The organism is Phascolarctobacterium succinatutens (genome assembly GCF_958453765.1).
Classification (GTDB): domain Bacteria; phylum Bacillota; class Negativicutes; order Acidaminococcales; family Acidaminococcaceae; genus Phascolarctobacterium_A; species Phascolarctobacterium_A succinatutens_B.
In genome coordinates this window covers 1-11187 of sequence record NZ_CAUDZA010000041.1, presented here as the reverse complement: position 1 = coordinate 11187, position 11187 = coordinate 1, and the positions used below count along the sequence as shown (strand labels likewise).

General features: G+C 44.4%; 10 protein-coding genes. 8 read left to right on the top strand and 2 right to left on the bottom strand.

Features of this window, described 5'->3' with window-relative positions:
* Window positions 1-188: 188 nt before the first annotated feature.
* Window positions 189-878: an RNA polymerase sigma factor gene (locus Q7Q81_RS10795; protein WP_304276055.1), complete on the bottom strand. Its 690-nt coding sequence runs from the start codon at window positions 876-878 to the stop codon at window positions 189-191.
* Window positions 879-1039: 161 nt separating this feature from the next.
* Here Q7Q81_RS10795 and Q7Q81_RS10790 point away from each other — a divergent pair, with 161 nt between their 5' ends.
* From Q7Q81_RS10790 to Q7Q81_RS10760, 8 genes are all read left to right on the top strand, one after another.
* Window positions 1040-1345, top strand: a complete 306-nt coding sequence (locus tag Q7Q81_RS10790) for a helix-turn-helix transcriptional regulator (RefSeq protein WP_210684105.1) — start codon at window positions 1040-1042, stop codon at window positions 1343-1345.
* Window positions 1346-1524: 179 nt separating this feature from the next.
* Complete coding sequence (locus Q7Q81_RS10785; protein ID WP_304276052.1) at window positions 1525-2451, top strand: zinc-ribbon domain-containing protein; 927 nt, start codon at window positions 1525-1527, stop codon at window positions 2449-2451.
* A 23-nt stretch (window positions 2452-2474) separates the two neighbouring features.
* Entirely contained in the window at window positions 2475-2798 is a 324-nt protein-coding gene (locus tag Q7Q81_RS10780) for a hypothetical protein (RefSeq protein WP_293692452.1), read from the top strand.
* Between the two features lie 15 nt (window positions 2799-2813).
* Window positions 2814-3437: a hypothetical protein gene (locus Q7Q81_RS10775; protein ID WP_293811187.1), complete on the top strand. Its 624-nt coding sequence runs from the start codon at window positions 2814-2816 to the stop codon at window positions 3435-3437.
* Window positions 3438-3479: 42 nt separating this feature from the next.
* Window positions 3480-3989, top strand: a complete 510-nt coding sequence (locus Q7Q81_RS10770; protein WP_293692448.1) for a hypothetical protein — start codon at window positions 3480-3482, stop codon at window positions 3987-3989.
* A gap of 97 nt (window positions 3990-4086) precedes the next feature.
* Window positions 4087-4263 (top strand): putative holin-like toxin, encoded by a 177-nt coding sequence (locus Q7Q81_RS11125; RefSeq protein ID WP_418948451.1) that lies wholly within the window; start codon window positions 4087-4089, stop codon window positions 4261-4263.
* A gap of 803 nt (window positions 4264-5066) precedes the next feature.
* Window positions 5067-7856, top strand: coding sequence for an isoleucine--tRNA ligase (gene ileS / locus Q7Q81_RS10765; protein WP_304276050.1), 2790 nt, complete (start codon window positions 5067-5069; stop codon window positions 7854-7856).
* Window positions 7857-8075: 219 nt separating this feature from the next.
* Window positions 8076-9428, top strand: a complete 1353-nt coding sequence (locus tag Q7Q81_RS10760; protein WP_303712201.1) for a hemolysin family protein — start codon at window positions 8076-8078, stop codon at window positions 9426-9428.
* 61 nt (window positions 9429-9489) lie between these two features.
* Here Q7Q81_RS10760 and Q7Q81_RS10755 read toward each other — a convergent pair whose 3' ends face one another.
* Window positions 9490-10860: a pyruvate carboxylase subunit B gene (locus Q7Q81_RS10755; protein WP_304276048.1), complete on the bottom strand. Its 1371-nt coding sequence runs from the start codon at window positions 10858-10860 to the stop codon at window positions 9490-9492.
* Window positions 10861-11187: the final 327 nt, after the last annotated feature.

The window sequence follows — 11187 nt, the reverse complement described above, 5'->3', positions numbered from 1 at the left end:
TCTCTCTTTCTTTTTTATAATTTTTTCTTTCTGTCTTTATTTCTTTTGGCTGTGATAAAAACTACTAGCGTAAGCTAGTAGTAACCTTGTTCTTTAGAGTACTACCTAGAGGATAGACGTAAAGTACGGTAGAAGTAGAGCGTAAACAAAAAGCGTCCTGCCCATAGTAGGGCAGAACGCTTAGCGGATTAAGCAATTATTGCTTTTAATTTTTTTAGACCGTTAGCACGATGCTTGTAAGCAGTTTTCACACTGCACTTATGCTTATCGCAAAATATTTTGTAATCAACATCCTGCAGAACAAGCTCATTGACAGCAGTAAATTGCTCTTTAGTGAGCTTACGCATCGTATCAGACAATAGCTGATTATGCATCAGCTCGTCAATATCATTCTTCTTGTCAGCAATCTGCGTTTCTTCGCCTTCTTCCTCTGCGTCCAGATAATAACAATCCTTGACAGATTTTCCACGCGTAAACTTATGCAGCAGTCCGTAATGGACATGGTACTGCAATAGTCCTGGCAGATGCCCGAAGTCGCGATCCTTATACTTCTTGATTTGCTCTAAAAAGATTAACCAGGCAGTATTGACGGCATCCTCACCCAAGGCTTCACGCACTTCGTAGCGATAGGCCTCTTTGTAGATTAAGGGCTTAAAGGCGTTGCATAATGTGTTGATGGCCTCGCGGTCACCTTTTTGGGCGCTGTGCACCAGCTCCTTGAATTCTGTGAGAGTGAAGGTTGTTTTTTCCTCCGTGCAGTCTTGCGGTTCGGTGCCTTCCGGCACGCAGCAGATTATTTCTTCGGAGTTTTCCTGCTCAGGGCAGTTTTTTGTTGTTATGTTGTCCAGTTCCTTTCTGAGGCGGTCGCAATGCCGCATATGACAGAATTCTGTGCTGTACTGCATCAAGTCTTGATGTGCCTATTATAACACAGAAGATTAGCAAGTTTCTTATTTGAGCATAATAATGCGCAAAAACGTTTTGACTAGTCTTTTTGTAATAATCTGTTAGCAAAATAGTAATATTTTGAGGTGACAGTATGAGAAAAAGACTTAGAAATTTGTATTCTGAAGAGCTGGTGGATTCGGATTATTTGCCAGAACTGGTTGAACTGGGAGTGCTTATAGGATCGCATAGAACGGCATCAGGGATAAATCAGGAAGAGTTTGCCAGGATGATTGGGGTGTCGCGACGGACGATGACTAAGATTGAAAATGGCAGGCAGTCTTTGAGTTTTGTTGCTTTTTTGAGAATTGCTGCTGTGCTGGAGATGCGACCGGAGTATTTGCTGCAGGAGCTGACGCGGGTGACGCAGAGAAAGTGGAGTACGAAGGGGGAGGATTGAGGGAGAGGTGGCTTGTTAGAACATAAGTTAAACTGATAATTTAGGTTGAGTGCTTTTGACAGAGCACTATTATTTTTTAATTCGCAACCAAATGGATATTTGGTTGCGGGGGGGGGACAAGATGATATAATAACGTTATAGCTATTCTTGAAATTTTATTTGGATAGGAGAGTGTGTTTATGTATTGTAAAGTTTGTGGAGAGAATCTTAAACCAGATGCTAAATTTTGTGAAAATTGCGGAACGAAAGTAAAAAAAGAGACAGATGCTATTCCTAAGACTGATATAAAAAAGAGTACAGAACCTGTAAAACCAAAAGTAAAGTTAGAAGAAACAAAAACTTCAAAAAAGCAAACTATTATTGGTGTAATTGTTTCTCTAGCATTTATTGGTCTAATTTTTACTGCTACAAGTAGCGATACACAGAAAGAGGCTAACAAACAGATAACGGTTAATAAGAAAATTACAACTTCTATACCAAAAGAGCATAGGGAATTCTTAACAAAAATTGGTTTAAAAGTTCCTGCTGATGATAAGATTGAGTTTTCGGATGCAAATAGTAATTTAAATTACTATAGAATTCCATCTCAAGATGGAGAACAAGGAGTTACTATGGTGCTGGTTAATGATAATGGAGCTATTAACGAAGTAAATGTATCTCATAAAAGCAAAACTTGTTATGGGTCGTTTAAATTAGTGGCAAATGGAAATGTTCTTGGCACGTTTAGCGACAAATTAGCTGAACATAAATTAGCAGATGCTCAGGCTCAACAAGAAGCTAAAGCCAGAGAAGCTCAAAAAGCTGCTGAAGCAGCTGAGAAAGAAGCAGATGCAAGAAGATTTGCTAATTATTTAGGTTGTACGGTAGAAGAATATAAAGAGCATTTTGGTCCGATGCTTAGTACTGGTTTTAAAAGAGGAAGACTAGATACATGGTATAACGATAGTTCTTCAACATCAGTTAATGAATATGGACATGGTGTACAATACGTTCTTCATTTAGTTGGTCGTGGTCAAAATGGCAAGAGAGTTTATGTGAGTGTATATGAGTACTCAGACAGACCGGGAGATTATCAGGTTCAAGTTATGAATACTAATCATGAATAATTTTATAAGGAGATGTAAAATTTATGTATGAAGATTCGTTGTTCGTTATTTTACTGGAAAATTTGATTTGGCTTTTGATTGCCGCGCTTATCCCAGCTTATATTGCTAAAAGAAAAGGAAGAAATTTCAAGCGTTGGTATATTTATGGAATTTTACTATGGATTGTAGCGATGATTCACAGTTTACTGCTTTCTGATCACAGTGGAATAAAATGTCCTTCTTGTGGTAGTTGGATAAAAGAAAATTCTACAGTGTGCAAGTATTGCCATATTGTATTAGCTGATTATTACAGAGAACATCCGGAGTTGCCGAAAGATTTATATGATAAAGAAGATACATTGTTGTAAGTGTGGTGATTTATAATGAAACGAATAATTTTAATGCTTTTAATGTTAAGCGTTTACTTAGTTTGTTTGGGGTGTGGGAGTAAGGCCGAAAATATTTTGACGCAGCATAACAGCGTGGATGGGGATGTAACATCAATAGAAATTGCTGCTCCATATGAATATACGTGGAAATATGTTCCGATGAATGAGCTTGCGGAGATAGATCCTGTTGCCGCACAATGTGATAGTCGTTTAGATACTAGCAAAAATGACTATGGTATAAAGTTTACTCAGTTGACCAGAGTCAGATTTGACGATAATACGTTGAATATTTTGGATAGCAATACCCAAAAAGCAGTTTTGAATAACTACTATGAAATGTATGCTTCCTCTTTGCTGATTCCACTAAAATCTATGAATAATGTATCTAATATAAAAACAGAAAGAAAAGATGCAATAGTAAGTGGAAAAAGTGGTATTGAAATTTACTGCTCGTTTACGGATATGCAGAAAAATATTGATGAAGTGTTTCACTATTTGATTATCAAGAATGAAAAGGAATTTTGGACTTTGATTACGTGTTATTCAAAGAATGATACAAAAGCAAAAAATTGCGTCGACCAGATTTATAAAAATGTAAAAATTAAAGACAAAAAATAATCTATATAACGTATAATGATACGATGAGAAAGGGGAATCCATATGCCGTTTTGGGATACTGATTACAAAAAAGCAGCGCTGAAAAGTAAGGCTGTCCAAGAAGCTGCCGAACAAAGAGCAGCTGAGGCTAAACAAAAAGCTGCTGAATATCGGCAAAAAGTAAATGCCGTAATTGTCACGACTGGTGATTTAAAAGAGGATTACGAAATTATTGGCCCTGTATTTTTTCAGGTTTCTAACAAAGGCATTTTTAGTAGTACCTTGAGTGAACTTGTAAATAAGTATAGTGCTGAAATTGAAGAAATGAAGAATAATGCTTTGATGTCTGAGCGAAGGACAGACTGGGGGTTCTTATGGGGAGAATATTCTGTTGGGCAGAATGATTTTGAAAAAGCATTTTTTGTTGCTACGCAAGAACTGAAGAAAAGAGCACTAATGCTTGGTGGAGATGCTGTCGTTTGTATGCGTCAGGACATAGACCTTGATACTAATGGATTTCAATATTTTTATTTGCAGATGTATGGAACTGTAGTGAAAAGAATAAATAAGTAAAATTTTCTAGTTCCCCAGCTTTACGTTCACGTAAGGCTGGGGAGATTTTTGTAAAAACAAAAAACATACAACGCAAACTTCACAGTTTGTTCGTTGTATGTTTGATGACAGTATGATAAAATACTATGCAAGACGACCGTGTTGCAGGGTGGCATTGCCAAAATTCTTAGGAATGGAGGTGATGTCTATGGTATATTTCAGTTTTCAGGACTTAATGTCCTTTGGAATTTTTATCGTAGCGTTGCTGACGTTCATTTTTCAGAACCGAAAGTAATAAGACAGTTACGGACATAGAAAAACCACTCCTGAACTTTGACCGGTAACGGAGTGGCTTTTCTACTCTTTTTTTCGGGCAACCCACCTTGTTGCGGGTGCATCCAAGAAGCGAGTCCGTAGGACAATGCTGATTGGCTCATGCACGCCATGCGATAGTGCCCCAAGAGGCGTAGCCGATTGGATTGGCACGAACCGCTTAGGCGGTTGTCTTTCTTGCTTATAATATAACATAAAGAAGTATTTTTCGCAAGCGAGTGTTTGTGACGTTTTGGTTAAAGACTGAAGTTCAAATAATTTATGTTAACAGAGCAGGATTAAGAATAATTCTGCGACTGGATTGTTAACATATGACTTTATCAGTAAGAAGTCTGAAGATGTGTATTATAAAATTTTGGCAGTGCAAGGCTCTTCACTCCTTGACTTATCACATTGTCTAATGTATAATATTAGCGTTTATTGATATTTGCTAACGCGATGAAAAAGACAGTAGCTTGCGGCGCAGGTTAAGCGAGCCGGGGTATGGTGCAAGCCCGGACGAAGTAAAGCAGGTGAAAATCACTTTGGAGCGGATGCGGCGAACCTGAGTAGCTGCATACGGGAGCGCCCGATATTGCGCACACGAGTGGCGTGCAGCAAAGGCTGTCGTCATGAGGGTGGTACCACGGAGTACACGTTTGTTAATGATGCATGATACGCAAGCGTATTAATCGTTGTTAGTCTACAGCTTCGTCCCTTATCTGAGGGACGAAGCTTTTTTATATTGTTAAATTTTTTGTTTAATAAAATTGGAGGTTATTAGTAATGGACTATGGTAAAACACTGAATCTGCCCGAAACAGAGTTCCCTATGCGTGCCGGTCTGCCGCAACGCGAACCTGATTTTCTGAAATTCTGGGAAGAAAACGATATTTATGGCAAAAAGCAGGCTCTGCATGCAGGCCACAAGAAATTTGTTCTGCATGACGGCCCTCCGTATGCAAACGGCAAAATCCACATGGGTCATGCCCTGAACAAAATCTTAAAAGATATCATCATGAAATACAAATATGCTCGCGGCTTCGATACCCCGTATGTTCCCGGCTGGGATACCCACGGCATGCCGATTGAGCACGCTGCTATCAAAGAGCTGGGCCTGAACCGCAATGAGCTGGATCCGCTGACTCTGCGCCGCAAATGCCACGACTTCGCTCTGCAATGGGTTGATATCCAACGCGAAGACTTCAAACGTCTGGGCGTTCTGGGTGATTGGGAAAATCCGTACATCACTCTGCATCACAGCTTTGAAGCTGAGCAGATCCGTGTATTCGGTACTATGGCTAACAAGGGCTATATCTACAAAGGCAAAAAGACCGTTTACTGGTGCCCGCATTGCGAAACCGCTCTGGCTGAAGCAGAAATCGAATACGGCGAGCAAAAAACTCCGACTATCTTCGTAAAAATGCCGCTGGTAAAAGACAACGGCCAGACTCCGGAAGCTGCTAAAGGCAAAAAAGCATACATGGTAATTTGGACCACCACTCCGTGGACTATGCCTGCCAACGTTGCTGTTGCTCTGAACCCTGCTCTGGAATATGCCTGGGTTGAATGCGAAGGCGAAGTTCTCTTCATGGCAAAGGACCTGCTGGCTCAGGTTGGCGCTGTCTGCCATAAGGACCTCAGCAATATCCTTGGCACTACTCTTGGTAAAGATATGGAATTCGCTGAATGCGTGCATCCGTTCCCTGAATACAACAACCGCCGCTCTCTCGTAGTTATGGCTGACTATGTAACTACCGAAGCCGGTACCGGTTGCGTACATACCGCTCCCGGTCATGGCGATGTCGACTTTGAAACCGGCCTGAAATACAAGCTGCCGATTCTCTGCCCTGTTGATTCTCAGGGCAAGCTGACCGAAGAAGCAGGCGAACGCTTCAAGGGCATGTTTGTATTCGACGCTAATATCCCGGTACTGAAATATCTGGCTGAGCTGAACTGCCTGCTGGGCAAAGAAAACATTAAGCACCAATACGCACACTGCTGGCGCTGCAAAAACCCGATTATTTTCCGCGCAACCTCTCAATGGTTCGCTTCTATCGACGGCTTCCGTGATGAAGCACTGAAATCTATCGACGATGTACAGTGGATTCCTTCCTGGGGCCAACAACGTATCCATAACATGGTAAGCGACCGTCACGACTGGTGCATCAGCCGTCAGCGTGTATGGGGTGTTCCTATCCCGGTATTCTACTGCGATAACTGCGGCGAGCATCTGATTAACGAAGCTACCATTGATTCCGTTGCTAACTGGTTCGAAAAAGAAGGCAGCGATGCATGGTGGGCTCACACTGCAGAAGAGCTGCTGCCGGAAGGCACTGTCTGCCCGAAATGCGGCGGTAAGCACTTCCACAAGGAAAGCGATATCATGGACGTATGGTTCGACAGCGGTTCTTCTCACATGGCTGTTGCCGCAAAGCGTCCGGAGCTGTCCTGGCCGGTTGCTATGTACCTCGAAGGCAGTGACCAGCATCGTGGCTGGTTCCAGTCCTCTCTGCTGACTTCCGTTGCTGTTGCAGGCCGTGCTCCGTACGAATCCGTACTGACTCATGGTTATGTAGTTGACGGCGATGGCCGCAAGATGTCCAAATCCGTAGGTAACGTTATCGTTCCGCAGGACGTAATCAAGCAATACGGCGCTGATATCATCCGCCTGTGGACTGCTTCCTCCGATTACAAGGCAGATATCCGTATCTCCCCGAAAATCCTGAAGCAGCTGGCTGAGGTATACCGCAAAATCCGTAACACCATCCGTTACATTCTGGGCAACACCAACGATTTCAACTATGAAACCGATGCTGTTCCGTTCAACGAAATGCTGGAGCTTGACCAATGGGCACTGATGCATCTGCAGCTGCTGAAGAAGGAAGTTACCGCTGCTTACGAAAGCTATGATTTCCATGTACTGTACCATGCAATCCATAACTTCTGCACCGTTGAAATGTCCAGCTTCTATCTGGATATCCTCAAGGACCGCCTGTATGCTTACAAGGCTGACAGCAAAGAGCGTCGCAGCGCACAAACCGCTATGCATGAAATCCTCATGGATCTCATCGTTATGCTGTCCCCGGTACTGAGCTTCACTATGGAAGAAGTATGGCAGTTCATGAAGAAGCCTGCTAATGCTCCGGAATCCGTACAAATGCTGCCCTGGCCGGAGGTTAAGGAAGAATACATCAACGAAGAGCTGGAAACTAAATGGGATAACTTCATTGAAATCCGCAGCGAAATCACCAAGGTGCTGGAGCTGGCTCGTCGTAATAAACAAATCGGTCACTCTCTGGATGCTAAGGTTGAGCTGCACGCTGAAGGCGAAGCACTGGCTATCCTGAAATCCGTAGAAAAAGACCTGGCAACTCTGCTGATCGTTTCTCAGGCAGTTGTTGTTGAAGGCGCTGCCGAAGGTGCCGAAACAACCGGCCGTGAGGACCTGAAGGTTACTGTTGCTGCTGCCGAAGGCCACAAGTGCGAGCGTTGCTGGATTTACAGCGACGAGGTTGGTCAGGACGCTGAGCATCCGACTCTGTGCAAACGCTGCGCTGAAGCAGTTAAAGCTTGAGTATAAGGCATCATCTTTGCATAAAGCTGTAGCCGACCTCAAATAAAAGCTTAAAGCCGTCGTATCATGTAAATTTTTGCTGATACGGCGGCTTTTTTGCTACAAATTTTACAAAAAATTATTTTGCTTTATGGCCTAACTATGGTACAATACTATTAATATTATATATTTTACGGAGGTGAAACTGTTTTTCTGCAATCTGCAGGATTACAGAGATTTTTGGACTATCTCATATGTTTGTTTAATGTTATAGCGATTTTATTTTTGGTAGCGCTGAACGGCTTTTTCGTTGCTTCGGAGTTTTCTATTGTCAAGGTACGCCCTTCGCGTCTTGATGCGCTGATTAAGGAAGGCAATACGCGGGCAGAAAGCGCTAAGCAGGTTACGGAGCATCTCGATGCCTATCTTTCGGTGACACAGCTTGGTATCACGCTGGCATCTCTGGGCCTTGGCTGGATTGGTGAGCCGACGGTGGCTAAGCTGATGCATCCTGTATTTAATTTGCTGCAGCTGCCGCCGCAAGTTGAGCATACAATAGCTTTTGTTGTGGGCTTCGGTGTTATCACCGCATTGCATATAGTTTTAGGTGAGCTGGTGCCTAAATCATTATCTATTCAAAAGACTGAGCAGGTTGTTCTGTTTGTGGCAACTCCGCTGATTCTGTTTGATAAGCTGATGTATCCGGCGGTGTGGTTTTTAAATCATGTTGCTAACTGGACGTTGCGTCGTATAGGCGTTGAGGCTGCAAGCGAGGCGGAAGAGGCGCACAATGAGGACGAAATCCGCATACTGATGGAAGAAAGCCATAAGCATGGCTATATTGATAAAACAGAGCTTACTTATCTGGATAATGTCTTTGACTTTTCCGACCGTCGTGCTAGCGACATCATGGTGCCGCGTACCGATATGATCTGCCTGTATCTGGAGGATTCCTGGGAGGATAATATCAAGACGGCGCTGGAGGAGCGCATGACGCGTTATCCAATCTGTGATGAGGACAAGGATCACATTATCGGCTTTTTGCATATCAAGGATTTGCTGCGCAGCTTAAATGCCGGCGAGCGTCCTGATTTGCGCAGTCTGGCGCGTAAGGTGCTGCTGGTGCCGGAATCTCTGCCTATCAGCAAGCTGCTGCGCATTCTGCAGAAGCATCGCAGCCAGCTGGCAATCCTCGTTGATGAATACGGCGGTACCGCAGGTATGGTTACCGTTGAGGATATTCTGGAGGAAATCGTAGGCGAGATTCAGGACGAGTTTGACGAGGAACGTCCGGAAGTAGAGGAAAAGGGCAGCAAAACCTATTCCGTTGACGGCAAAATGCTGCTGGAGGATGTTAACGATACCTTTGAGCTGGCCTTAGATACCGAAAACTGTGATACTATCGGCGGCTGGGTTTACTCTCAGCTTGATTATCCGCCTAAGGTGGGGCAGAAGGTGCAGACACCTGCTGCTGCTTTTACGGTAGAGGAGATCGATAAGATGCGTATTGTGCGCGTCGGCATCCAGCTTTTGCACGAGCCGGAAAAGATTCACGAGGAGCTTCAGGAAGAACACCTGGAGGATGTAAAATAATATCTGCATAAAAAGAGAGCACGCTGAGATTGATTTCTCAACGTGCTCTTTAGCGTTGTGCTTATAAATCGTGGAATTTCATACCGATGTTGCTGTGACGCAGGAAGTTGAGTGTTACCTCGGGGAAGGAGGCATAGCTTAAAACGTCTTCGATCGGTGCGTTGGGGAAGCCTTCCTCAGCCAGCTTTTCACGCAGCTTTTTCATTTGCGGCGGAATATCGTCGGCAGGACGGTGGTCGATTTGCGGCGCGTCACCGATGGCCAGGCGTTTAACCTCAGGGTCAATCGGTCCCGGAGTGCGGCCGTATTTGCCAAGGATTAAGTCCTTAACCTCGCGGGGAATCATCTTATAGCGTCCAAGTGCAACGTTCAATACGGACATAGAACCTACAATCTGGCTGGTAGGAGTAACCAGCGGCGGATAACCGAGCTCGGCACGCACGCGCGGCATTTCCTCAAGCAGCTGCGGGTATTTGTCGGCAACACCCATCTCCTTCATCTGGTTCAGCAGGTTGGAAAGCATACCGCCCGGAATCTGGAAGGTGAGCACCTTGGGATCGATGGGGATGTTGGCGTTCAGGTTGAAATCGTGGATAAGGTTTTTGCGTACATCCTTGAAATAGTCAGCCAATGCATTAAGCTCGGAAAGGTTGATGCCTGTATCGTAGGGAGTGCCCTCCAGCGTTGCTACCAGAGCTTCTGTGCAGGGCTGGCTGGTAGATTCAGAGAACGGAGAAAGCGCAGTATCAATCATGTCCGCACCGGCTTCAACAGCCTTCAGGTAAGTCATATCACCCATACCGCTGGTGAAGTGGGTGTGCAGGTCGATAGGCAGGTCAAGCTCTGCCTTCAGGCTGCGGATAAGGCTTTCGGCAGCGTAGGGACGCAGCAGACCGGCCATATCTTTAATGCAGATGGAATCTGCGCCCATCTGTGCCAGCTCTTTACCGAGCTGTACAAAGTCTTTGTCCTGATGGTAGGGGCTGATGGTATATACAATACAACCCTGAACATGTGCGCCTGCTTCCTTAGCGGCACGCATTGCGCATTCCAGGTTGCGTGTATCGTTAAGAGCATCGAAAATACGGATGATGGATACGCCGTTGTCAACAGAGCGGTTTACAAATTCGCGTACAACGTCATCGGCATAATGGTTATAGCCCAAAATGTTCTGACCGCGCAGCAGCATTTGAATTGGGGTTTTGCGCAGATACTTTTTGAGCGTGCGCAGACGTTGCCAGGGATCCTCGTTAAGGAAGCGCAGGCAGGAGTCAAAGGTGGCGCCGCCCCAAGCCTCCAAAGCATAGTAGCCGGCGTTATCCAACTGTTCCAGTACCGGCAGCATGTCGCTGATGCGCATTCTGGTGGCAGCAAGGGACTGGTGGCCGTCACGCAGGACGGTTTCAACTATTTTTACGGGTTTCTTCTCCATGGCAGTACTCCTTTTATTAGTATAGTTCGTTAATTAAAGCTGATTTATAGCTGTCATTATTATAGCATAAATCTGTATTCATGTATACAATATACTTAGTTTTGAGTAATAAAAAATGGCGGTCACACTTGGTGACCACCATAAAAGTGAATTAGTTACGCGGAGTAGGCTGGTTGCTGACAACAGGCTTGCCCATGATTTCGTTAACGCGGTCCTTAATGCTGCGTTTCTTTTTAGTAGGCTGGTTGCTTACTACAGGTGCCTGGTTGGCATTGCCTTCAGTTGTTACCGTAGCGGGAGCCTGCTTGTCTTTGTCCTTATCTTTAT